The following is a 23,842-nucleotide window of genomic DNA, read 5'->3' as shown; positions in this document are numbered from 1 at the left end:
TAGTTACTCACATTTTGCATTAACAGGGTTACATAAATACTCAGCACCAAGTGGTAAATGTACTTTGTAAGTAGTTCCGTATGGATTCCCAGATTTATAAAAGTCGGTAGAAATAATTTGTGCCCCACTACTGAAAGCGGCTTTAGCACGAGTCATATCATTAACTTTGGCTTCATAGGTTTCGATGTCTGAGCGAGTGCGTACTAAGTAGCCTTGTTTTACAAAGTCTTGAATTTCTTGCTGACGGACGATGGCATTATCAAACAAGATAAAGGCCGAGTGAGCTTGCCCAGGTGTTGAGCGTAAAAATGCCATGCGGCCCTCAAGGTTTGGTCGCCCTTCGATATAGTTAGCGAGGTCTGAGGTATCACCTGCGGCAATGAGTAAAAATACAAACTTACCTTTACTGTCAGCTAAGCTTGGCCAGTTATTAGCTTTAACGGCTTGTTCAAGGGTTTTATAGTTACCACGCACATCGTCAGGGGTAATGACTTTATTTTTTCCTAATACCTTAATAATGCTGTTGTCCATTTCAGTGTATGCGGATTGCTCAAACGGTAATATTTTGGCGGCTCCCGGAAGCATTTTCATTACCGATCGACCCTTTGCTTCAAGCATAATAAATATAGGTGCATGATCTGGATGTGTATTTGACCAGTCAGCTAATTCCTGCAAGCAGGAAGTAAACAAGTTACAGTTTGATCTAAAGTCAAAATCAGCTACGTGCAGTACTTTTAGTCCTGGTTTATCTAAGTCAGTTTTATCATGTGGTAACAATGTCGACTCAGGCACACCTTTTGATTTTAGTAACTCATAGCCTGCAGGTTTTAAAAATTTCCCGCCTTCTGGATCACGGTAAATGTCGATTGCTAAAGAGCGCATTCCTGCATCTAGTTGCTCTGTTAGTGAGTCGTAGCTATAGTTTAGGCCTTCAGCAAAACCGATTGGGTTTGGGTGCTCTTCTTGAAACTGCTTAAATTGTTCTTCACTCATATTGTTTATGAATTCAGATTTCTTTTGTTCAATTGGTTTATCGAACATAGTTAATAGTTTTGGCTCAACAAATTGAGAATAGCTATTATGTGTACCTACTACTTGAATTTGATTTATTTTTAATGTGTTTTCAGCAGTGTTATTCGCTACTGCAGATGAGGCTGTAAGCGCTAATGCTGCTAATGTCATTGAATTAAGTTTCATGGTTTTATCCTTAATATTAACTAAAAGTCCATACGAAAACGGATGCCGTAGAAGCGTGGATTAGCACGAATAGCAGTCGTTGAACCAAACAACTTACCAGCGTTACCTATGTCACGGTTCCACTCTTTATCTAAGGCGTTTTCTACATAGAGCTCGACTTTGTAACCTGCGCTATAGTTTTCAAATCCTAGATTTAAATCGAGTAGACCGAAGGCTTCTTGGCGCTCAGTCTCTAAGTTGTCATTATTAAAGAAGTAATCAGAGCGATATGAATAACGAGAATTAGCAAAGACTTCCCAGTTGCCACCCATTGCTTGGCGAGCATCTAAGCCAATGCTGAAGGTGTTTTGTGGCGCAAGGCGAAATTGATTTCCAGACAAGTCAACTTGTTCACCATCCAAAGTATCGACAAAGTTAACGTATTCAGTATCTATGTAAGAGTAATTAACAAAGCCTTCTAACCAGTCAGTTAAGGTTGCGCTTACCACGCCTTCAAAACCCCACGCCTTGGCTTTACCTGCGTTAGCAGTCCCTTCGGTAATATCTAAACTCATTGTCTGGAAGTCTTCATATTCGTATGTATAAAGTGCCATATCGAAATAGATATTATTGGTTTGGCCTTTAGCACCCACTTCATAAGAAATTAGTGTTTCATTACCGACAGTACTGGTTGTGTGATCGACTGTCGTAGGGGTAGGGTTGGTGATATTTATATCAGGGTAACCAGAGCGTTTACCGATAGACATGCCACCATACACATTCATGGTATCGTTTAAGTGGTAGGTCAGGGCAAAACGTGGAGAGAGCATATCGAAATCAGCTTCTGTAGTATAGGTTTCACCAAATGAATTACCGCCAAACATGCCATTTGGCATAACGAATGATGGGGTACCATCTAAAGTATATGGATTAGCAGATTCTGATAACTTGGCAGTGTCCCACGTGTAACGAAGACCAGCATCTAGCACTAAACTATGTGTAATTGAATAATTTAAATTAGCAAATATTGAGCGGCTATCGCGGTCATTACCTATAACACTACTTGAAACATTCCCGGTGTTTAATGGTACCGATACGTTGGGAGCGACTGGCAATGCTGGTAATGGCGTCGTATTTGTCGGAAAACCACCTAATAAATATTGTTCGTTTACAACAAAGTCAGTGCCTGAGTCAGATTTATCACTATAAAAACTGCCGCCAAAGGTATAGGTTGCATTGTCAGTATTATAAGCAAAACGTATTTCTTGGCTAAAAGCTTCTTGGTTATCAAAAGCAAGGACATGATAAGCATCATAGGTCGTACCATCTACATCAAAGGAATTTTGAAACCAAAGTTGGCGATAACCCGTTAATGAAGATACCGTCCAGTTTTCATTTAAATCCCAATCAGCTAATAACGTATAACCAGATTGTCGTCTAGCTTGTTCGCGGTCATAGGTATTTTGACCAGCATCAGAAAACGGTGAGGTATCACCATCTGGTGACGCAAGTACAATTGATTTAGTCATGGCATCGCCATCACCATCGTTTTGGTAGTCAAAAATAAAATCAATATTAACGTCATCATGTGGTAACCAGCGTAACGACATACGCCCTGCAAACATATCATCGTCGTTAAGCTTGTTGTCTGGGTCGCCAAGGTTGTAGGCATAGCCGTCACGCGTACGTTTACTTGCAGCAACACGAATGCCAAATTCATCACTGACAGCAGCATTATATGCGCCAGTTAGGCTAGTTAAGTTGTAGTTGCCTAATTTAGCTTCTAAAAAACCGCCTGATTCAACGGTATTCGCTTTTTTCGTATGGATCGCAATAGCACCCGTTGATGCACCACGACCAAATAAAGTACCTTGTGGGCCTTTCACAATTTCAATGCGTTCAATGTCATAGAGTTCTTTTGTGGCACTGCGTGAACGCGAAGAATCAATCCCATTATAAAAAATGGAAATCGTGGGTTCTGCAGCAGCCCCTGCGTTTGCTGCTTCAACACCGCGGATAATAAAGCTTGGTGAGCTATCAGTTTGTTGTTGAGCTAAAAAGCCGGGTGTTAAGGAAGAAACACGCTCAAGGTCAGTGATATCCATTTTATCTAGGTTTTCACCACTGAAGGCGGTAAGTGCAATTGGCACTTCTGTGATTAGTTGCTCTTTTTGTTGAGCTGTTACAACTATTTGCTCTAGCTCTTTATTATCTGCGCGAGCGATTTTATCTGCTTCTGCATAGCTGGGTGCTGCAAGCAGTGCGGTGATAGCCAGCGCGAGTTTAGTTAGTTTAGTGTGACTTATTGTGTTGATTTGGGTTTTCATTTTGTTACTCCTCAGTAATCGATGCGGCCATACTCAGGGGAAAAGATTGCAGTTCTGTTAAATGAAGATTGATACTTTAACTATAGATATCTATAACGTTTAAGTTATTGTTTTGTAGTGGTTAAATTTGTTTATGTGAAAGATACTTTTTGACCATCTATTGTCAAACGGTAACTAAAGCGAGTCGTTTTTAGGTCCCTTTTACTACTAAAAAGGTAGGTTTCGGCATGCGTTTCGCCAAGCAGACTAATTAATTCGTCTTTTATTCGATTGCGATTTTGATCGAGCTTTTTAGGAGTTAAGCCATTTTCTAATAAATCATTTATTGCTCGGGTGCTGCCACCATACTCACTCATTAATTTAGCTAATTCTTCACCAAGCTGACGATCAGGCTTAGTGCTAGCAGGGTTGAGTAACCAGCCTTGATGTTGGTCTTGAAGTCGCTTTGACGCATACCAGTAATAATAAAAAAATGGCGTAATAGGTAATTTTATTTTCAGTCCATGGACAAATATAACTTTTTCTTTAAGCCCAAAAATTAAATTATCGTCATGCTTAGCTATGGTAATGGCGTCATCAAGGTTATCGCTCTGTGAGAATGCAATATCGAGCCAAAAAAGTTGTTCGCTGTCTAAGAGCCTAAAATTATTATGTTTAATGCAATTAAGCAGAGCACTTGTTTGCCATTGCTTTTTTGTTATATGCGTCTCTAGCCATTGGTATTGAGGGGAGGTTAGAGCATCGATAAATTTATTAAATTCAATTTGTTGGGATCTGTTCAGTGTATTTGATGTTTGTAGTAGCCATTGTTGTTGTCTATGGCTATAGGGAGTAGGCCAAAAAGAAAAAACGAGTAAGCTTAACGTGCTGCAAAGTATAAAAAAAATAAACCAGTTTAGTAAATTATAGTGGCAGTCTAGCTCGAATAACAATTGGTGTTGCAGCGCCCCTTCTTTCCATGTGACTGTGGTAGCGCTAATTGAAGATATGGGTAATTCTTGATTCACTTTCCAGTCAATAATTTGCATTGAACAAGACTTTATAATTGGCAATACAGATTCAGTTTCAATACGTTGGTATGTGGTTTCTAGCTGATCAGTTAAATAAGAAAAGATATCGGTATCATTAAAACCAGATTCTAAAGATTGGTTGATAATAGTACTTAAGTTGTTATTAGCGAATTGCTCAAAGCTAAGTTGTGAAGATACACGAGGAAGTACCGCTGTAACGGCTAAAATAAGGCTTAGCAAACATATTATAAAAGCGGGACGTTGAGTCAATTTAACGAGTTTAGCATTCATAAGAGCTTTGTAACCTAAGGTTATTTTTTGTGGAAAAAAAAGGCTCATATACACTGAATTTTTCTATGAACTCGCAAATTAACTCTTTATTCTCGAGGCTTTTTTGTGACGCGTACCAGTCTAACCCTTTAATTCTCCATACTTTTTTGGAATGATTTATTTGAATGTCGGGCGTTGGCTTTAAATTGCTCAGTAACTGCTTATCCCACATTATTAAATCTACATCGCCATTTAAAAAGCCTTGTTGAAGTGACCCAGGAGTGGGAAAGTACTTTAATTGTGCAGGCTGCAGCGTGATATTTGCATTTGCTAAAGACCTTAATGGTGTTAAGTAGCTAAAATGACTATTCGTATTATTAGTAACCCCTACCGTTTTATTGGCAAAAAACTCCTGAGTCATTACTGGCTCTTTACCCTTATGCCACCAAACAATTCTAAACCCAGATACACTCAATATGGGCTGGTAAAAACTATCGACCTCATCAGAGAGGCCTTTTAGGTAATGATGGCGACTAAACACAAAATTATACTCTTGATTAATAAGAAGTTGTGCAGTGAGTTGCTCTGATGAAGGCCAAGAGATTTCAACTTTTTCTATACCTGCTTTATAAATTTTGTCTGATTGACAAAGTTGATCAGCAAATTGAATCGAAAAGTTCGACATGACATTTCTTATTTTTAACGTGCTCCCAGCCGCCGCGTTGTGAACATTACACGTATATGTATATAGATTTTGCGGTAAAGTGGGGGTTGTTGAGTGCCATGATAAAGCACTAAGCGCGGCACTAAATATTATAATGAGTAACGTGCCTGCAACGCGATTCCCCCAAGGAGTATAAATAAAATTCATTTTTGTCAGTTTTTTGCCTCTATGGGCAACAAATTACGTCAATCATATTACAAATGTATGACTGTTCAGGTTGGAAACTGATGCTGCAAAGGAGAGGTTTTTTTGTAAGTTATTAATAAATATATTTTTATGTTTAAATCTGGTTTTTAGCCATTAGATCAATATGCGCAAGTGAATCAAGTTATCGAACAAATCCTCAGATGGACTCGATGGTTAAGTTATAAAGCGATTTAAGCGTACCTTCGATTATAAGCAGGCAACCACTAATTACATGCAATTTAACTAAATTCGTAACAGTGATACAAATAGAATTTGACTTCAAGGTCTGCGTATGTAAAATTGTATATATTCGTTTTTTCATATATATTTAAAATTGAAAGGTTAGCGCTAATGACAGCAAAAATTGCATTACCCAATCTCGATCAAAGCCAATGCCATGTACCAACAAGTGGTGATTTTAATTTAAATTTCTCTGCGCATAAGCCAAAAATTTTATTGTTATATGGCTCTTTAAGAGAGCGTTCATACAGTAAGCTGGTTATTGAAGAAAACGCGCGATTATTAACGCATTTTGGCGCTGAAGTGAAAATTTTTGACCCGCAAGGTTTACCGCAAACCGACAGTGAAGATGAGTCACACCCTAAAGTACAAGAATTACGAGATTTAATGCTGTGGTCAGAAGGGCAAGTGTGGTGCTCGCCTGAACGCCATGGCGCTATGACCAGTATATTTAAAAATCAAATTGATTGGGTACCATTGAGTTTAGGTGGCGTGCGACCTACGCAAGGTAAAACCTTGGCTGTGATGCAAGTTTGTGGTGGCTCTCAATCTTTTAATGTCGTGAATCAGTTACGTGTTCTAGGTCGCTGGATGCGCATGGTTACAATCCCTAACCAATCATCTGTAGCAAAAGCCTACTTAGAATTTGACGAAGATGGTCGTATGAAACCGTCGGCTTTTTATAATCGTATTGTGGATGTGATGGAAGAGCTCATTAAATTTACTTTGTTATTACGCGATCAAAAAGACTACTTTGTCGATAGATACTCGGAGCGAGTTGAATCAGCTGAGCAGTTAAGTGAACGTGTAAACCAACGGTCTATTTAATCAGTAAATATATAGTCGAGGAGCTTGTTATGGTTGTAATTCATCATAATCCAGATTGTGGTACATCAAGAAATGTATTAAGGCTAATTAAGGCGTCAGGTTATGAACCTGTGGTAATTGAATATTTAAAATCAGGCTGGACTAAACCGCAACTCCTTGCTTTGTTTGCTGCGGCAGATTTAACCCCGAAAACAGCGCTTAGAGTCACTAAATCACCGGCTAAAGAATTAGGCTTATTAGATGACAACGTGTCTGATGAGCAAATTCTAGATGCAATGCTCGTGCATCCGATTTTAGTGAATCGCCCCGTCGTTTGCACTGCAAAAGGAGTGAAATTAGCACGCCCGAGCGAAGCGGTATTAAGCTTACTTGATAATTGGCCACAGGGCTCATTTTACAAAGAAGATGGTGAAATGATTATTGACCAATACGGCAAACTTATCTCTGGGTGTTAAGCAAAGCACCTTCACTTAATTATAAGTACAGGCTGATTGTTGCCAAGGCATGAAATTTACCCTAAGGCTTAGTAATTAAAATTACGAAAGTTTTTTATTTTAAATGCTGGGTAACATTTTAAGTCCGCTCTCAGCCTTGTGTTTATAAGGATCTTGAACAACACTTTAGCTATTAGTACAAACAGCGTAACAGCCATGGTGACTCAATTTAACAATGCACAAGTACGGATGCTAAGTATTTATGTGATTGCTTTTATGCTTTTACTAACCGTATTTAATCTCTTACTTGGAGAGATATTACATCAAAAAGTACATCTCGAAGGCAGCCAATTAGCCAAGCAAGTGTATAATTTAAAGCTGGAGCAAACCGCAGATAGGGAGATAATTGCAGCTCTTGCAGATGATCATGGTTTCATGCTTGAACCAGGGAGTATGCCGTTTCATTTTTCAGCTTTTATGGCGGAAGATAGTGAGATTTTTAATTATAAAACGGTTAGTTTAAAGCTTTACCATTGGCCTTTTTGGGTTGTAGAAAGCCACTTATTTATTTTACTTAACTTAGTTATGATAGGTGCGGCGATCTGGGGCTACCGCTGGTGGCGAGTGCTTTTTAGGCGCCATGATAGTGCTGATGAGGTTTCGCCACAAATCGGCAATACGCAATTTACAAGTGCCAAAAGCACTCAACAAACCACCGTTAAGGTATCACATCATGATATGGCAGTTGGTAGCACAAAAGCACTGATACCTAAACAACAAGCGACAACAGGGGAAAACCCAGCAATCACGGGCATGTATGGGATTCAAAGTAACCATCAGCATCTTTTTGCGTTACTTTACTGCGCGCAACCATTTCCTGACAACGTTGATTTAGAACGTCATTTCAAACTTATAATGGTTAAAGGTTTTAAAGAGCTATCTCGGGTATCTGTAAAGTTATTGTCTTCTGGAGGCTTGGCAATTACCCTAGAAAATATACCTCAAGCCGAAATTGATACTTACACAAAGCGATTACATCAAACTATTTACCAAGCATCTTTGCCTTATCGTGGTGATTTATCCCGTAAAGAAATAAAAATAGGCGTATGTAATTACCGTGATGGTGCTGACCAAACCATAGTGTATCAATTAACAAAATCGGCACTTACACTCGCAAAGCAAAGTGCGTGGCAACATATTCATCGTGTGCCATTTAACTACACGCGATCAACAGTATTAGCAAATAGTTTTGAAAACCTTGCTGACTACATTGGAAAAAAGAAGTTTATGTTGTTTTTTCAACCACTGTTTGAGTTTGCCAGTGGTGATATATTACAGCATGAAGCTTTAATTCGTGTACGTCATAAATCACTTGGTATGTTGTCGGCTAAGCAGTTTATCCCACAGTTGAAAAGTGATGACGCAATTACCTTGTTAGATAAAACAGTATTAGATCAGGTTATTAAGTTATTAAAGAGTGAACCAAGCCCTTTAACCGTAAGTATTAATCTGCATGCTTTAAATTGGTTTGATGATGATTACTGGCATTGGTTTGGTAAGCGAATGGGTAATATTAAGGCTGCAAACAAGTTGCAGTTTGAAATATCTGAAGTGGACTTTTATCAACACCTGCAGCTGTTGAAGTTTGCCTTTAGCAGGATCGAATTAGTTGGTAGCTCGGTGTTAATTGATAATGTTTCATCGAGCAGTAAAGTCACTTTATTAGATAAGTATAAAGTGATTAAAGGCTTAAAGTTGAGCTACGACTTAATTCATAATATTGATAAAAATATAACGCAGCAAAAGCAGGTGCGCCAAATAGTTACCAAAGCGGAACGAGTCAACTTACCTGTATACGGGGTTGGTGTTGAGACTCAACAAGAACTTAATATGCTGAAAAAGCTCGGCGTTGTTGGCGCGCAAGGATTTTATTTTACAGAGCCTTTGCAAGAGTTTACCAATGTAACGGTAAATTGATTTTTTATATAAGCTGGCGATAGCGCAGTCCATCTAATCCCTGTAATCCTCCAGTGTGAATGGCAATGATCCGGCTACCTTCAGGAAAATAATCTTGTTCTATTAATTGCCATAAAGCGTACATCATTTTACCTGAGTAAATTGGCTCTAAAGGTAATTGATGTTGGCTTTGCATCATTAAACAAAATTGCCAAAGTTCAGAGCTAAATTTACCATAGCCACCATCATGAAACTGGGTGAGTAATTGCCAGTTCTGCTGTTGTGCTGCAATTGGACTTAGCGATTTTATTTCATTAATTAAATACTCAGCTTGCTTTAATACCGCAACTCCTAAAATCTGCGTGCTGTTATCGCAGCCTTCAGTTAACCCTGCCAGCGTGCCGCCACTACCCGTTGGGCATATTACGAAGTCAGCTTGTGGTAATGACTTAGCAAGTTCACTGCATCCTTGTAGTGCAGCCTTGTTCGTCCCGCCTTCTGGCAATATATAAGCATTGGGGAAGCGTGCTTGTAATTGCGCAAAATAATCAGGGTTTTGGCGCTCACGATACTCTAGTCGAGTAACTGGATGTAATTGCATCCCGCATTGTTTGGCAAATTGTAAGGTCGGGTTTTGCCAGTCAAGTTCAGGTCCACGAATGATGCCATGGGTTTTAATATTAAAGTGTTTTCCGGCTGCTGCACAGGCATGGATATGATTTGAAAAAGCACCACCAAAAGTAACGAGCTCGGTTTTTCCTTGCGCTTGCATAGCCATGAGGTTGTATTTAAGTTTACGCCATTTATTACCACTTATAAGTGGGTGTAGTTGATCGTCTCGTTTTACTGATAATGATATTTTTTTTTCACTCAGCAATGGGCAAGTGATTTTTTGTAATGCAGACTCAGCTAGTAAATTCACAGTGGTAACTTAAAGTAAATGGGAAGATAAGATTAACAAATTAGGCAAGAACAGGAAAATGATTCAGAAAATAAGCTGTTTTCAGGCAATGAATCGGTTATTTACTGGCAAGACTAGTGTGAATAGTTGTAAACTCAGATAATTTTTGAACAAAGCTTGTGTTTTGCCTTGCAAGTACATAGCATAAGAGTTTAATTATAAAAAATAAATAATGACCAAATAATTGCCGCTTTTTGGGAATGGAATATATGCGAATTGCTCCTTTATCTCTATTAATTTCAGCTAGCTTGTTTGCATCAAGTGCATTTGCACAAGATACAGCCACGGTTACTGGAATTGAATCTGAGATTAGTATTAAACAAGCTGAATACGATAACGCTACACAGATACTTGAAAAACACTTAAAAGAAGAAAGTCAGTTACAAAGCCAACTAGATTTATTACGAACTCGTTCAACTGAGTTAGATAAAGAAAAAAATCAAGCGCTTGATGCCATGAATGAAATGTATCGTCGTTTAATTGACGATCCCACTATTGATATCAGTGCTGCACAAGCGCGTTATCAGCAGGCTGTGGTTGATCATAAGCAAAATAAAGATGATATCGCGATGCAGTTGGCGGCAATTGCATCCCACCGCAAAGACATTGAACAAATTCGCGTAGCAAAACATACCCAGTTAAATACACTCGAAAGCTTAAAAGAGCAATTAACAACGGCTCGAGTTGAGCGCTTACGCAACGAATTTACTCGTGAAGGTACATTGGAAGTTAACCATACTATCAACTGTAAACGTACCGAAACGTTAGCAGCGTGTGAGCAACGCGGCCAGCAAATGGGCCTACAAAAAGCAACCAAACGCTTTGTTGACCAAATATTTGCTAACTTAACAGAGGAGCGCTTAGTAGAGCCTAAACGCAATATGGCGGGTGCTCAGGTACAAGTGTTAAGTAGTCATGTGGTTAATAGTGCCTTTAGTGGCCAAGGTAATTACAACGTAAACTTAAGTGTTACTATGCGTGGTGATGTAAACAGCAGCCGTTTATGCAGTTTATTAAGTGTTGATAATCGTTACTGTTCAGAGTACGGCACACCACTTAGCACTGGTTATCAAACAAGTTACGATACGACTTTTACAGATAGTCAGTTAACATTCAGTGATAGCAAGGATAATGCGAATGTTTCGGTGTCGCGTATGAGTGAGCAACCGATACGCGATTATTCAGTTAAGCCTATGCCAATGCCAACGGTTAAGCCGCAGGCAGATGCCAATAAAATGATTGAATTTACACTGCGTTCAAATGTTTATGACGATGAAGTGTTTATTGATGGCGTGAGCTTTGGTTCAACACGGTTGGTAACGACTTTACCAAGTGGTATTCATGATGTTGAAGTGCGTAAACAAGGGTATCAGCCTTATCGCGTTCGAGTTGATTTACGAAAGCCGCAGACAATTCACGCTAAGCTGGTAAAAAAGCCTGAGTCGATTGCTGCACCGACATACACTAGCGAGCAACGTAATACGACACCGGTGGCCAGTACTGCATTAGGTGATAATGCCGCTGCTGCGATGGTTGTAATTCCAGCTGGTAAGTTTGAAATGGGTGATATCAACGGTAATGGGCTTGCTAATGAGCGCCCAGTTGTTGAGAAAGTAATAGCAAACTCATTCGCTATGCAAAATAAAGAAGTGACTGTGGGTGCTTATCAGCAGTTTGTTTCTAATACGAATTATAAAACCGAAGCTGAGCGTAATCGTGGTTGTGCTTATTACTTAAATGGCGAACCCGTTTGGGAAGTTAATTTAAATTGGCGTAATCCAGGTTTTGAGCAAAGCAGTGACTTTCCTGCAGTGTGCTTAACTTACAATGATGCCAAAGCGTACGCTGAGTGGTTGTCTGGTCAAACAGGTCAACAATATCGTTTACCAAATGAAGTTGAGTGGGAGTATGCAGCACGCGCTGGTACGAAAACTGAATACCCATGGGGTAACGAAATAGGTAAGAATTTAGCCAATTGTGGTTGGTGTGGTAGTGAATGGTCAAATAAAAGTGCAGCGCCAACAGGCTCGTTTGCACCTAATGCATTTGGCCTCTATGACACGGTAGGAAATGTATGGGAATGGACTCATAAGTCAGCTGAACAATCGGATGTAACTGTTCGTGGTGGGGCGTGGAATTTTGCGCCAAGTTTAGCTCGTGCCTCAACGCGTTTGATTTTGGCGCCGGACTTTCGTGCAAACTATATCGGTTTTCGTCTAGTACGCGAACGATAAAAAATAATTTAAAAAGGAAGCAATGCTTCCTTTTTTAACTAATTAACAAAGGTAGCTACGCTTTTTATTGCTGAACTGGTTCAGCATGTTAAAGTGCATTAGCTAACATAAGAACGTTTTTCAAAGGTCATCCAGCCTCATGTTTAAAAAACTCCGTGGTATTTTTTCAAACGATCTATCGATCGACTTGGGTACAGCCAACACCCTCATTTATGTCAAAGACGAAGGCATTGTCCTTAATGAACCATCTGTCGTTGCGATCCGTCAAGAACGCGCTGGTGGTCCTAAAAGTGTAGCCTCTGTAGGCACTGAAGCGAAGCAAATGCTTGGCCGAACACCTGGTAATATTAAAGCTATTCGCCCGATGAAAGATGGTGTAATTGCTGACTTTTATGTAACTGAAAAAATGTTACAACACTTTATCAAGCAAGTGCATAACAATAACTTTATGCGTCCAAGCCCACGGGTTCTTATTTGTGTACCGTGTGGTGCAACGCAAGTAGAAAAACGTGCTATTCGTGAATCAGCAATGGGCGCGGGTGCTCGCGAAGTTTACTTAATTGAAGAGCCAATGGCTGCAGCTATTGGTGCTGGCTTACCTGTATCAGAAGCAACCGGCTCAATGGTTGTTGATATCGGTGGTGGTACAACTGAAGTTGCTATTATTTCACTTAACGGCGTAGTGTATTCATCATCGGTGCGTATCGGTGGTGATAAATTCGACGAAGCAATCATCAACTATGTGCGTCGTAATTTCGGTAGCTTAATTGGTGAAGCAACGGCTGAGAATATCAAGCACCAAATTGGTTCTGCATTTAAAACAGATGAGCCGATTGAAATTGAAGTGCGTGGTCGTAACCTTGCTGAAGGTGTGCCGCGTTCATTCACGCTAAACTCGCATGAAATCCTAGAAGCCTTACAAGAGCCATTAATGGGCATTGTCAGCGCTGTGATGGTTGCACTTGAGCAATCGCCGCCAGAGCTGGCATCAGATATTTCTGCTAAAGGTATGGTATTAACCGGCGGTGGTGCATTACTTAAAGATTTAGACCGTTTATTAATGGAAGAAACTGGTATACCTGTTGTGGTTGCTGACGATCCATTAACCTGTGTTGCACGTGGTGGCGGTAAAGCACTTGAGATGATAGATATGCACGGTGGTGACGTATTTAGTTACGACTAATGAAATTAATGTTTGGGCGTGCCATTTCTTTACAACTGCGGCTTTTTGTCGCAGTGGTATTGAGTGTTATGTTGATCGTCGGCGATCGCTATACCCAAGGTGGCACTACAGTACGCACGAGTTTAAATACCTTAGTGAGCCCGTTACTGTATTTAGCTAACTTGCCTTATGAAGTATTTAGCCTTGGCGCTAAAAGCTTGCACACGCGCGATCAACTACTGACAGAAAACGAAGCACTAAAGAAAAAACAATTACTGCAAAGTGAGCAGCTTCAGCAATATCAATTTTTAAGCAAAGAAAACCAAAAGCTTCGCGCTTTATTAGGGTCTTCTGCTAAACACTCAAATCGTAAGATAATCGCGCAAGTGCTTTCAGTGCACTCTAACCCTTATAGCCATCAAGTGGTGATCAACCGTGGCACTATTGATGGAATAAGTGAAGGGCAAGCGGTTATTGATGAAATGGGTGTTGTCGGGCAGCTTACTAAAGTTGGTTCAACAACCTCTCGTGTATTACTGATGACCGATACAACCCATGCCACACCGGTGCGTATTTTGCGTAATGATGTGCGTACTGTGGTTGAAGGCATTGGTAAAATTAATGCAGTGAAGCTCTCTCATGTTCCACACAGCTTAGATGTACGCATTGGCGATGTATTGGTGACATCGGGGCTAGGTGGTACGTTTCCTGAAGGTTACCCTGTGGCTGTGGTAACTGAAATTAATCGTGATGAAGGCCAGCCATTTGCACAAGTTTACGCAGAGCCAATTGCGCAGTTAGATCGGATCCGTTTACTTGTGATCTTATGGCGTAATCAGCAGGAAACTATTAGTAATGAATAGCCGCTACTTTTTGTTAATTGCCGTGAGCATCTTTTTCGCTTTGATCATGGCATTGGTGCCATTACCCTTTTCGTTTGAGCCCTTTCGTCCTGATTGGGTGTTATTAGTATTAATGTATTGGTCGTTAGCGGTACCACATCGACTAAATATTGGTACTGCTTGGGTGGTGGGGCTATTAATTGACTTGGCTACAGGTTCACCACTTGGGGTTAACTCACTGACGTATTCAATTTGTATTTTTGTCACTGCCAGTAACTTTCAAAAAATTCGTAACTTTTCAATTTGGCAGCAAGCAATACTCGTTGGCTTGTTTTTAACCTTGTATCATTTAATGCAGTTTTGGTTGAATCATTTTTTAATGGATGTTTATTTTAACCCGCAGTATTTATGGCCTGTCGTAACTGGCATGTTAAGTTGGCCTTGGATTTTCTTATTGTTACGTAAGTATCGTCGTCATTTCAGGATCAGATAATGCAAACCGCCATTTATTTAGCGTCAGCTTCCCCAAGGCGCAAAGAGTTGCTAACTCAGCTTGGCGTCCCATTCTCACAATTTAGTGTTGATGCTGATGAAAGCCCACTAGCAAATGAAACCCCGCTCGAACTTGTTGAGCGTTTAGCGCGTTTAAAAGCGCAAGCCGGGGTTGCAATGGGATACACAGATCGCCCAGTACTCGGTAGTGATACCGTTGTTGTTATTGATAACCAATCTCTTGGCAAACCGCGTGATAAAGCTGACTTTATGGCAACTCTAAAGCGTTTGTCAGGGCGCAGCCATGAAGTATTAACGGCCATTGCGTTTGCAACTGAACAACGAGTAATGAGCTGTGTTGTAACAACTCAAGTGAGCTTTAAAACACTCTCAGAACAAGAATTAGAAGCCTACTGGCAAAGTGGTGAGCCACAAGATAAAGCCGGAGGTTATGGCATTCAAGGATTAGGTGGGCGCTTTGTTACTCATATTTCGGGTAGCTATTTTGCGGTTGTCGGCTTACCTTTATATGAGTGCGAAAAATTATTAAGCGAATTCTTAAGTAGGTAACATGAGTATAGAATTACTGATCAACGTCACACCAAGTGAAAGCCGTGTTGCCCTGATTGAAAACGGTGTATTACAAGAAATTCAACTAGAACGTATTGGCAATTTAGGTATCGTCGGTAATATTTACCTTGGCAAAATAAGCCGCGTGCTGCCGGGGATGCAAGCTGCATTTGTTGATATAGGTTTAGATAAAGCGGCTTTTTTACATGCCTCTGATATCGTTAACAGCGCCTCGATTGTTGAAGGTGTTGACGAGCAACCCATCAAAAAAGTACAAGATATTCGCGAATTAGTTCGCCAAGGTCAGTACATTATGGTGCAAGTGGTTAAAGATCCACTTGGCACTAAAGGTGCGCGTTTAACCACAGATATCACAATCCCATCTCGTTACTTAGTCTTTATGCCTGATGCCACCCATGTTGGAGTCAGTCAGCGTATTGAAAGTGAAGAAGAGCGTGCGCGCTTAAAAAGCATTGTTGGTGAATATGGCGACGAAGACGGCAGCTTTATCGTTCGTACTGCTGCTGAAGGAGCCAGCGAAGCTGAGCTGCGCCACGATGCTGAGTTTTTAAAAAAACTTTGGAAAAAAATAGTCACGAAGCGCAAAAAAACCAGTAAAGAAAGTATTCTTCATGAAGATTTAACCTTAGCATTTCGCACTTTACGTGATTACGTAGGTGAAGACATGGAACGCATTCGGGTTGACTCAAAACTTACCTATGAAGAGTTGAAAAGCTTTACAGCAGAGTTTGTGCCTATTCTTTCTGAGGCATTAGAGTACTACCCAGGCGAGCGACCTATTTTTGATTTGTTTGATGTTGAAAACGAAATTCAAAAAGCGCTACATCGCAAAGTAACCTTAAAATCTGGCGGCTATTTAATTATCGATCAAACTGAGGCGATGACCACAGTTGATGTAAATACGGGGGCATTTGTAGGTCACCGCAATCTTGAAGAAACCATTTTTAACACTAACGTAGAAGCCACCTCAGCCATTGCTCGCCAACTTAGGCTACGCAATTTAGGTGGGATTATCATTATCGACTTTATTGATATGGTAAGCGAAGAACATAAACGTCGCGTATTGCATTCATTGGAATCTGCGTTAGCCAAAGACCGCGTTAAATCGAATATCAATGGCTTATCAGCACTGGGGTTAGTGGAAATGACCCGAAAGCGTACTCGTGAAAGTCTGGAGCATATTTTGTGTGACGTGTGCCCGGCTTGTTCTGGGCGTGGTTCGCAAAAAACAGTGGAAACGGTTTGTTATGAAATACTGCGTGAGATTGTACGCGTAAACCGCGCCTATGCTGCTGATAAATTTATGGTTTACGCCGCTCCTGCGGTTAGTGAAGCGCTATTGAATGATGAGTATCATAACCTTGCTGAGCTTGAATTATTTATTGGCAAGCAAGTCAGTATCCAAACCGAAAGTCTGTATAGTCAAGAACAGTTTGATGTGGTTATGATGTAATGAAAGCAAAGACGGTCTGTTTTTTTTGTATCCGCAAGTTATGGCAAATATGTGCCATAACACTGGTATTGCTGGCCGTTGTTGTTTCAGTTCTTAAATATACTCTACCGTATGCTAATGACTACAAAGGGGACATTGAAGACTACCTATTTGATAAGTTTGCCGTTAACTTATCGATTGGGGCTATTTCTGCCAGTTGGCATGGCAAAGGGCCTGCCATAGTATTGGAAGAGATAAGCTTTGAAGATAATAAAACCTCGCCTATTGCACTCACTATTGCCAAAGCCAGCCTTGAGCTAAACATATGGGAAACCATTAAAACTCGGCAATTAAAATCGAGTTACTTTGTGATCAACGGCTTTCATGCAAATGTTGATCTGCCAACTATGTTGGATTCAAAAAGTGGTGATGTATCGTTTGAACAAAAAGAGCTGATTGAAGGGTTATTTTTGGGTGAAACAGGGCATTTTGCCGTTGAAAATAGTAGCCTTAATTTTATGTTAGGCGACGGTAAAGAACGCCGTTTAATTCTAGAAAACATCGTTTGGCAAAACCAGCCTGAGCAACACTTAGGCAGCGGCACGCTCGCTGTACCGGGGATTTCAGTCGGCACCTTCGATGCGCGCTTGGCGCTGACAGGTTCAACTCTTGAGACCATGCTAGGCGATATTTATGTGCAAGCCAGTAATGTTGATGTCTCTAAATGGTTAGCGCAATACATAAATACCGAGAAAGAGCAGTTTAATTCAGATATCAACTTAGAGTCATGGTTAAGTATTGAGAATGGCTTGATCAAAGATGTTACGGTTAAATGGTTACCGAGTTTTATTCATTGGCAGCAAGATACAAAGAGCCACCAATTTAGTTTAAGTGAAGGGGGATTTGAGCTCTACCCATGGCAACAAGGTTGGCGGTTAAAGAGCTCTGGGCTTGCTATTTCCAATGATCAACAACAGTGGCCAGATTTTCAATTTGAAGCGCAGTTAGATAACAACCAGCAGCAATTTTGGCTGCAGCAGTTGGACTTTGAGCTAGTCACAAAACTGGCGCAACTTAGTGATTTTTCAGCTTTAGAGCCGCTATTAACTCGTCAGCCTAGCGGCCAAGTTGAGCATGCATATTTGCAATTTAGCTCTGCGCAGCAGTGGCAGTTATGGTTTGAAGCACAGCAGATAGGTTGGCTTGCTAAACAAGGCGTACCCGCAGTCCAAGGGGTATTGGTTGATGGCTTGATAAATCAAGATCGGGGTCGGATAAACCTGTTTGGTGAAAATAACGAACTACTGACCGGTGACACCTTTAGTCACCCTATTAAGTATAATCAGCTTAATATGCAAATTGATTTAGCCAATAGCGAACAAGGTTGGCAGATCAGCAGTGATAATATTTGGCTTGATAACGACGAAGTTACCCTTGCTGGCGAAATGAAGCTCAGCTTAGGCGAACAGCCGCGACTTGATTTATACGCTGAAGCCTTTGCACCTGACGCTAGTATCGCCAGTCATTATTTCCCGCGGCCAGTAATGACAGCAAGCCTAGTTGATTACTTAACCGGAGCAATTAAAGGTGGCGAGCTTACTCTGGCGCAAGTGTTGTTTTCAGGACCATTAACCGGCTTTCCGTTTGCCGATAATTCAGGGCAGTTTGAGGTGTTAGCCCAAGTTGATAACGCACATTACCAGTTTACTCCTGATTGGCCTGCAGTAACTAAGGGTCGTGCAAAATTGCACTTTGAAAATCAGCGTATGGACATTTATTCTCAACAGGGGCAATTGGTCAATTTAGCTGTTGCTGATGCTGTGCATGTGAGTATTGCGGATTTGATGAATGCGGATGTGCTAAGCGTAAAAATTAACAAGCAGGCAGATGTGCAAAAGCTATTACCGTTTTTTAAAGCAACGCCAATTGCCGATCCATTAGCGAACGTATTTGAGGTGATCCAAGGTAAGGGCAATGCCAGCGCTAATATTGAGCTACTTGTTGATTTGAATGAGCTTGATGTAAAAGCCAAAGGCACCGTTAATTTAAACAATCTGCCCGTGTATTTAGCACAGCCAGGACTTCAGCTGGAAGGTGTAACCGGTAAACTCTATTTTAATGATGATCAGATCACCTTAAAAAATGCGCAAGCCAATTGGTTAGGCATGCCACTAAAAGTAAACTTTCAGGGCAAAAGTATTGCGCAAAACTACCGTGCCGATATAGATATAAAAGCGCTGCTGGATGCCGATACTTTAATTTCACATGGCCAAGGTTTATTAAAAGATTACCTGCATGGCGAAAGTGAAGTGGCGATTAATCTTGCGCTTAACTTTTTGACAGATGGTTTTAATTATCGCGCAAATGTGAGTTCGCAGCTACAAGGGTTGAGCAGTGAACTGCCTGCGCCTTATAGTAAAAAGGTTACTGAACCTTGGCCGCTAACTGCGGTTATTCAAGGCGATGAAATCTCTAATTTGATCACTGCAAATATTAATGAAAATTTATATTTCAACGGTATTTTAGTCAATAGCAGCGGCATATTTAGTAATGCGCACCTTATTTTAGGCGAACAAGATTTAGGGTTAAACCAACAAGACCTTAGTGTAGCCATTGATTTAGAGCAAACGGATTTATTACCTTGGCTTGACTTGATCCAGCAGATCATTACAGTTAGCCAAGTAGAATCGGATACACAAGGTGTATTGCCACCACTGAAAGAGGTTGTGGGCACGATACAGCAATTAACTGTAGCCGATATTGCCTTTCATGACTTTGAAATGCGTTTAGCACCTATTGCTAGTGATTTAAGCTTGCGCCTTAACGCTAAAGAGCTTCGCTCGCAAGTGCTGATACCACTAGATAAATCAAGTCGACCAATTCATATTGCTAGTGATTATTTACGGGTTAATTTTATGCCCACCACGGATGAATTACCCCTATCAGACACAGAGCAAGATTACAGCTGGCTAAGTGACTTACCCGCCATTGAGTTTGAATGTGCTGACTGTAAAGTTGCCACTTACCAACTCGATAAAGTGAGTGCATCACTTTATGGTGACGGCCATAAACTCACCGTGTCCGAATTAGTGGTTGATAAAGGTGAGCATATATTGCGAGCAAGAGGGCAATGGCAAAAAGGCACGAGCCAGTTTAATGGCAATATGCAAAGCGACGATATTGGCGAGCTGTTTGATGAATTTGATATCACCACCACTGTAAAAGATTCTACCGCTGACATTAAATTTAACCTTGCGTGGCAAGACGCGCCTTATTTATTTGATATAGCTAGCTTGTCAGGGGAGTTAGATTGGCGTTTAGGTGAAGGGCATTTAGCAGAGATAAGCGATGGCGGAGCACGGGTGTTTTCTTTACTTAGCCTTGACTCTCTAGTGCGAAAACTAAAACTCGATTTTAGGGATGTGTTTTCAAAAGGTTTTTTCTATAACAGCCTACAAGGAACAATGCAGTTAGATAAAGGGATAGCGTACACGCAAGACACCAAAATGGATGGCGTACCGGCGGATTTAACGATTAAAGGCCACACTAACCTCAATACTATGGAAATTGATTACGACTTAGCTGTGGCGCCGCAAGTGACCTCAAGTATTCCTGTGATTGTTGCTTGGATGGTTAATCCTGTGACGGGGTTAGCTGCGCTGGCGATTGATAAGGTGATTCATTCCGCGCGGGTTATTTCAGAAATAAACTTTAAAGTGACGGGCAGTATGAACGATCCTGTTGTACAAGAAGTTGATCGTAAAAGTCGCGAAGTGACTATTCCACAAGCTGCACAAAATCAACCTCAAGCATCTACATCAGATGAGTTAACACTCAAAGATGCCGCTGTTACAGCCACGCAGTAAGGAGTAAGCCATGATAGTTGCATTACAAATGTGCTCAGGGTTGTCTGCTGATGCCAATATCGAGCAGTTTACGCAGCAGCTACAACAACTGCCAGTAACCAGACCATTACTTGTTTGTTTACCTGAAAGCTTTTTAGTATTTAGTAAAAGTGGTCAACAAACGCTTGTCATTGCTAAGCAAATTGATGTGTATCTTCAGCAATTAAGTAACTTATGTCGTCAGTACGATATTTGGCTTGCTGCAGGCACTATACCTATAGCCACTGAGCACGACAAATATTTTGCTGCCTCTTTGCTTTTTAATAATCAAGGTGACGTAGTCGCCCAATACAACAAGATGCATTTATTTGATGTAGATGTAGCTGATGGAACAGGCGCGTATCGCGAGTCACACTTTACGCAAGCGGGCAATGATATCGTTGTAGTGGATTCGCCGTTTGGTAAAATAGGCTTAACAGTATGTTATGATCTACGCTTTAGTGGCTTGTTTAGCGCCTTACAACGCGCTGGAGCTGAAATCATTTTGGTGCCTAGTGCTTTTACGGCTGTAACAGGCGCAGCTCATTGGCAGCCGTTACTCACAGCGCGGGCAATAGAGACCCAAAGTTATGTGATTGCCGCTGCCCAAGCGGGGCTGCATGAAAATGGTCGTACAACGTATGGCCACAGTATTATTATTTCTCCTTGGGGCGATGTCCTCAGCGAGCTTGCAAATGGCACAGGGTTTATTGGCTGTCAGCCAGATTTAAACCGCTTGCACGCCATTCGTCGAGATATGCCAGTGCAATCTCACCAACGATTTAGAGAGCATTTATTATGAATTCGGTTGAACAGCATTTACTACACGACAGCCAGCTAAATCGAGAAGAACTCGAAAAAACGCTCGGTTTTATTCATCAACATAACGTTGATTACGCAGATCTTTATTTTCAATCAAGTCACCACGAATCATGGGTGCTTGAAGACGGTTTAGTTAAAGAAGGCTCTTACAACGTTGAGCGCGGTGTTGGAGTACGCGCCGTTAGCGGTGAAAAAACCGGTTTTTCATACTCTGACGCAATTAACCTCGAAGCCCTAAATAAGGCGGCAACCGCAGCACGTAGCATTGCCGAAGCAGGCGAAAGCAAAGCGATTCAAGTATTTAGTGATGTAGCAGCAAAACAACAATTTGCCCCGTTACAACCTATTCAAAGTATGAGCGATACCGACAAAGTAAGTTTATTACGCGAGCTTGAGAACTATATTCGCGAACTAGCCCCTGATGCAGAGCAAGTGATCAGTTCAATGTCAGCGGTCTATGAAGAAGTATTAATAGCGGCCAGTGATGGTACATTTGCCACCGATATCCGTCCGTTAATCCGCTTAAACTGCTCGGTATTACTAGAGAAAAATGGCCGTCGCGAACGCGGTGGTGCAGGTGGTGGCGCGCGTTTAGATTATGGTTATTTTAAAGAGTTAGTTGATGGCAAACCACGTTGGATGGAATACGCTGAAGAGGCGGTACGCCAAGCTAAAGTAAACCTTGAGGCGGTTGATGCACCGGCTGGGACGATGGAAGTGGTACTTGGTGCAGGCTGGCCGGGGGTATTACTGCATGAGGCCGTAGGCCACGGTCTTGAAGGTGACTTTAACCGCAAAGGTGCCTCTGCGTTTAGTGGTAAGGTGGGCGAAAAAGTGGCATCTGAGCTATGTACAGTGGTTGATGATGGCACTATTGCCGATCGTCGTGGTTCATTAAATGTTGATGATGAAGGCACGCCAGCAGCCTATAACGTTCTAATCGAAAACGGTATTTTAAAAGGCTACATGCAAGATAAAATGAATGCCCGTTTGATGGGCGTTAACCCAACAGGTAACGCACGCCGTGAATCATACGCCCATTTACCGATGCCGCGCATGACCAACACTTATATGTTAGGCGGTGAGCACAGCCAAGCCGATATTATCAGCACCGTTAAAAAAGGTATTTTTGCGCCTAACTTTGGTGGCGGCCAAGTGGATATCACTTCAGGTAAATTTGTATTCAGTGCCTCTGAAGCTTATTTAATCGAAAATGGCAAAATTACGCAGCCAATCAAAGGTGCCACCTTAATTGGTAACGGTCCTGAGGTTATGCAGCAAATCTCTATGGTAGGTAATGATTTAGCGCTTGATAAAGGCGTAGGCGTATGTGGTAAAGATGGCCAAAGCGTCCCTGTAGGCGTTGGTCAGCCAAGCCTGAAAATAGATAACCTAACAGTGGGTGGCACAGCTTAATTTTTATACCGGCCAAACGCGATAAATAAAACCTTGAAAGTGCACACTCTCAAGGTTTTTTATTGGACTCTATTTACCTTCAGAGGTTAAATTTGCTGCTGAAAAGTCTATAAATGTGACTATTTGTTGTACTTCCAGACGTTGGCCTTTAAGTTGTAAAGGTGAAGAGCGATGGTGAAACCATAAAATATCTAGTTACATTTTTATTGTTCACTTTACCTAAATGCTAATACAAAATGGGTACTCTATTAACCCCCTGATATATTAGGAAATAAAATGCCTTATCGGTTTTTACTTTTGTTGTTGTTTATTTTGCTATCAGGGTGTACTTCTTTATCTCAACAAGAGTGTGCACAAGCTAATTGGCGGGAGCTTGGTTATAGCCATGGTCAACAAGGCTACACATATGAGCGGGGAAAGGAAATTATATCCGCTTGTCGTGAATTTGGTATAACTGCACAGTTAAATGAGTATCAAGCTAGTTATCAGCAAGGCCTTGCGGTGTATTGTGAGCCTGAGAACGGCTTCACATTGGGCATACGCGGCGAATCATATAATGGTGTTTGTAACAGCTCGCAGTTTAGAAAAGCATGGCAAGAGGGGAATGATCGTTATCAACTTGAGGAAAGAAAAACTGAAATAGAGCAGCGGCTTGATGAAATAAATTGGCGTCTTAATACCATTAGGGATGAGTTAAGTGCCGAAACAGTTGGCAGTAATAAACGTAAAGAGCTGCACAGGGAGCGAGAAATGTTAGATGATGAGCGTGATGATTTAATAAGAGAAAGATCGCTGTTGCCATTACTTAACAAGCTTCCCTCAGTGCATTTTGAATATGAACTATAATTTACTAAA

At 41.1% G+C, this 23,842-nt stretch carries 18 protein-coding genes; 13 read left to right on the top strand and 5 right to left on the bottom strand.

Features of this window, described 5'->3' with window-relative positions; translation table 11 throughout:
• Nucleotides 1-3: 3 nt before the first annotated feature.
• The 4 genes from PHAL_RS0116395 to PHAL_RS0116380 all read right to left on the bottom strand — a co-directional run bounded on the left by PHAL_RS0116395 (nt 4) and on the right by PHAL_RS0116380 (nt 5,468).
• Entirely contained in the window at nt 4-1,197 is a 1,194-nt protein-coding gene (locus PHAL_RS0116395; protein ID WP_016709515.1) for a Ca2+-dependent phosphoinositide-specific phospholipase C, read from the bottom strand.
• A gap of 20 nt (nt 1,198-1,217) precedes the next feature.
• Nucleotides 1,218-3,503, bottom strand: a complete 2,286-nt coding sequence (locus tag PHAL_RS0116390) for a TonB-dependent receptor (RefSeq protein ID WP_016709514.1) — start codon at nt 3,501-3,503, stop codon at nt 1,218-1,220.
• Nucleotides 3,504-3,634: 131 nt separating this feature from the next.
• The gene (locus PHAL_RS0116385; RefSeq protein ID WP_016709513.1) at nt 3,635-4,804 is read right to left on the bottom strand and encodes a hypothetical protein; all 1,170 of its coding nucleotides are present in this window, start codon (nt 4,802-4,804) and stop codon (nt 3,635-3,637) included.
• Nucleotides 4,794-5,468: a hypothetical protein gene (locus PHAL_RS0116380; protein ID WP_138973965.1), complete on the bottom strand. Its 675-nt coding sequence runs from the start codon at nt 5,466-5,468 to the stop codon at nt 4,794-4,796. The genes PHAL_RS0116385 and PHAL_RS0116380 overlap by 11 nt, the downstream gene beginning before the upstream one ends.
• 576 nt (nt 5,469-6,044) lie before the next feature.
• Here PHAL_RS0116380 and arsH point away from each other — a divergent pair.
• From arsH to PHAL_RS0116365, 3 genes are all read left to right on the top strand, one after another.
• Complete coding sequence (arsH, locus tag PHAL_RS0116375; RefSeq protein WP_016709511.1) at nt 6,045-6,761, top strand: arsenical resistance protein ArsH; 717 nt, start codon at nt 6,045-6,047, stop codon at nt 6,759-6,761.
• 29 nt (nt 6,762-6,790) lie between these two features.
• Nucleotides 6,791-7,216 (top strand): arsenate reductase (glutaredoxin), encoded by a 426-nt coding sequence (arsC, locus tag PHAL_RS0116370; RefSeq protein WP_016709510.1) that lies wholly within the window; start codon nt 6,791-6,793, stop codon nt 7,214-7,216.
• A 153-nt stretch (nt 7,217-7,369) separates the two neighbouring features.
• The gene (locus PHAL_RS0116365) at nt 7,370-9,172 is read left to right on the top strand and encodes an EAL domain-containing protein (protein WP_016709509.1); all 1,803 of its coding nucleotides are present in this window, start codon (nt 7,370-7,372) and stop codon (nt 9,170-9,172) included.
• A 4-nt stretch (nt 9,173-9,176) separates the two neighbouring features.
• Here the strand turns inward: PHAL_RS0116365 and PHAL_RS0116360 are convergent, their stop codons facing one another.
• Entirely contained in the window at nt 9,177-10,073 is an 897-nt protein-coding gene (locus PHAL_RS0116360) for a 1-aminocyclopropane-1-carboxylate deaminase/D-cysteine desulfhydrase (protein WP_016709508.1), read from the bottom strand.
• Nucleotides 10,074-10,321: 248 nt separating this feature from the next.
• Between PHAL_RS0116360 and PHAL_RS0116355 the strand changes: the two genes are divergently transcribed.
• The 10 genes from PHAL_RS0116355 (at nt 10,322) to PHAL_RS0116310 (ending at nt 23,833) form a co-directional block, all read left to right on the top strand.
• Entirely contained in the window at nt 10,322-12,346 is a 2,025-nt protein-coding gene (locus PHAL_RS0116355; protein WP_016709507.1) for an SUMF1/EgtB/PvdO family nonheme iron enzyme, read from the top strand.
• Between the two features lie 139 nt (nt 12,347-12,485).
• The gene (locus PHAL_RS0116350) at nt 12,486-13,529 is read left to right on the top strand and encodes a rod shape-determining protein (RefSeq protein ID WP_016709506.1); all 1,044 of its coding nucleotides are present in this window, start codon (nt 12,486-12,488) and stop codon (nt 13,527-13,529) included.
• Nucleotides 13,529-14,371, top strand: a complete 843-nt coding sequence (mreC, locus tag PHAL_RS0116345) for a rod shape-determining protein MreC (RefSeq protein ID WP_016709505.1) — start codon at nt 13,529-13,531, stop codon at nt 14,369-14,371. The genes PHAL_RS0116350 and mreC overlap by 1 nt, the downstream gene beginning before the upstream one ends.
• A complete protein-coding gene (gene mreD, locus PHAL_RS0116340; RefSeq protein ID WP_016709504.1) occupies nt 14,364-14,843 on the top strand; it encodes a rod shape-determining protein MreD in 480 nt (159 codons plus the stop codon). The genes mreC and mreD overlap by 8 nt, the downstream gene beginning before the upstream one ends.
• Nucleotides 14,843-15,412, top strand: a complete 570-nt coding sequence (locus PHAL_RS0116335; RefSeq protein WP_016709503.1) for a Maf family protein — start codon at nt 14,843-14,845, stop codon at nt 15,410-15,412. Before mreD ends, PHAL_RS0116335 begins: the two co-directional genes overlap by 1 nt.
• A 1-nt stretch (nt 15,413) precedes the next feature.
• Nucleotides 15,414-16,886: a ribonuclease G gene (gene rng, locus PHAL_RS0116330; RefSeq protein ID WP_016709502.1), complete on the top strand. Its 1,473-nt coding sequence runs from the start codon at nt 15,414-15,416 to the stop codon at nt 16,884-16,886.
• Complete coding sequence (locus PHAL_RS0116325) at nt 16,886-20,731, top strand: YhdP family protein (RefSeq protein WP_016709501.1); 3,846 nt, start codon at nt 16,886-16,888, stop codon at nt 20,729-20,731. Before rng ends, PHAL_RS0116325 begins: the two co-directional genes overlap by 1 nt.
• 10 nt (nt 20,732-20,741) lie before the next feature.
• Nucleotides 20,742-21,551 (top strand): carbon-nitrogen hydrolase family protein, encoded by an 810-nt coding sequence (locus PHAL_RS0116320; protein ID WP_016709500.1) that lies wholly within the window; start codon nt 20,742-20,744, stop codon nt 21,549-21,551.
• Complete coding sequence (tldD, locus tag PHAL_RS0116315) at nt 21,548-22,987, top strand: metalloprotease TldD (protein WP_016709499.1); 1,440 nt, start codon at nt 21,548-21,550, stop codon at nt 22,985-22,987. Before PHAL_RS0116320 ends, tldD begins: the two co-directional genes overlap by 4 nt.
• A gap of 276 nt (nt 22,988-23,263) precedes the next feature.
• Complete coding sequence (locus tag PHAL_RS0116310; protein WP_016709498.1) at nt 23,264-23,833, top strand: DUF2799 domain-containing protein; 570 nt, start codon at nt 23,264-23,266, stop codon at nt 23,831-23,833.
• The last annotated feature ends 9 nt before the right edge of the window (nt 23,834-23,842 follow it).

The sequence above is a fragment of the Pseudoalteromonas haloplanktis ATCC 14393 genome (assembly GCF_000238355.1).
Classification (GTDB): Bacteria; Pseudomonadota; Gammaproteobacteria; order Enterobacterales; family Alteromonadaceae; genus Pseudoalteromonas; species Pseudoalteromonas haloplanktis.
This window is presented reverse-complemented; position numbering and strand designations above follow the sequence as displayed.

What these genes read in the sequence shown, in the direction of transcription:
- PHAL_RS0116395 (WP_016709515.1), bottom strand. Translation starts at nt 1,197, where the DNA reads ATGAAACTTAATTCAATGACATTAGCAGCATTAGCGCTTACAGCCTCA.
- PHAL_RS0116390 (WP_016709514.1), bottom strand. Translation starts at nt 3,503, where the DNA reads ATGAAAACCCAAATCAACACAATAAGTCACACTAAACTAACTAAACTC.
- PHAL_RS0116385 (WP_016709513.1), bottom strand. Translation starts at nt 4,804, where the DNA reads ATGAATGCTAAACTCGTTAAATTGACTCAACGTCCCGCTTTTATAATA.
- PHAL_RS0116380 (WP_138973965.1), bottom strand. Translation starts at nt 5,468, where the DNA reads ATGTCGAACTTTTCGATTCAATTTGCTGATCAACTTTGTCAATCAGAC.
- arsH (WP_016709511.1), top strand. Translation starts at nt 6,045, where the DNA reads ATGACAGCAAAAATTGCATTACCCAATCTCGATCAAAGCCAATGCCAT.
- arsC (WP_016709510.1), top strand. Translation starts at nt 6,791, where the DNA reads ATGGTTGTAATTCATCATAATCCAGATTGTGGTACATCAAGAAATGTA.
- PHAL_RS0116355 (WP_016709507.1), top strand. Translation starts at nt 10,322, where the DNA reads ATGCGAATTGCTCCTTTATCTCTATTAATTTCAGCTAGCTTGTTTGCA.
- PHAL_RS0116350 (WP_016709506.1), top strand. Translation starts at nt 12,486, where the DNA reads ATGTTTAAAAAACTCCGTGGTATTTTTTCAAACGATCTATCGATCGAC.
- mreC (WP_016709505.1), top strand. Translation starts at nt 13,529, where the DNA reads ATGAAATTAATGTTTGGGCGTGCCATTTCTTTACAACTGCGGCTTTTT.
- mreD (WP_016709504.1), top strand. Translation starts at nt 14,364, where the DNA reads ATGAATAGCCGCTACTTTTTGTTAATTGCCGTGAGCATCTTTTTCGCT.
- PHAL_RS0116335 (WP_016709503.1), top strand. Translation starts at nt 14,843, where the DNA reads ATGCAAACCGCCATTTATTTAGCGTCAGCTTCCCCAAGGCGCAAAGAG.
- rng (WP_016709502.1), top strand. Translation starts at nt 15,414, where the DNA reads ATGAGTATAGAATTACTGATCAACGTCACACCAAGTGAAAGCCGTGTT.
- PHAL_RS0116325 (WP_016709501.1), top strand. Translation starts at nt 16,886, where the DNA reads ATGAAAGCAAAGACGGTCTGTTTTTTTTGTATCCGCAAGTTATGGCAA.
- PHAL_RS0116320 (WP_016709500.1), top strand. Translation starts at nt 20,742, where the DNA reads ATGATAGTTGCATTACAAATGTGCTCAGGGTTGTCTGCTGATGCCAAT.
- tldD (WP_016709499.1), top strand. Translation starts at nt 21,548, where the DNA reads ATGAATTCGGTTGAACAGCATTTACTACACGACAGCCAGCTAAATCGA.
- PHAL_RS0116310 (WP_016709498.1), top strand. Translation starts at nt 23,264, where the DNA reads ATGCCTTATCGGTTTTTACTTTTGTTGTTGTTTATTTTGCTATCAGGG.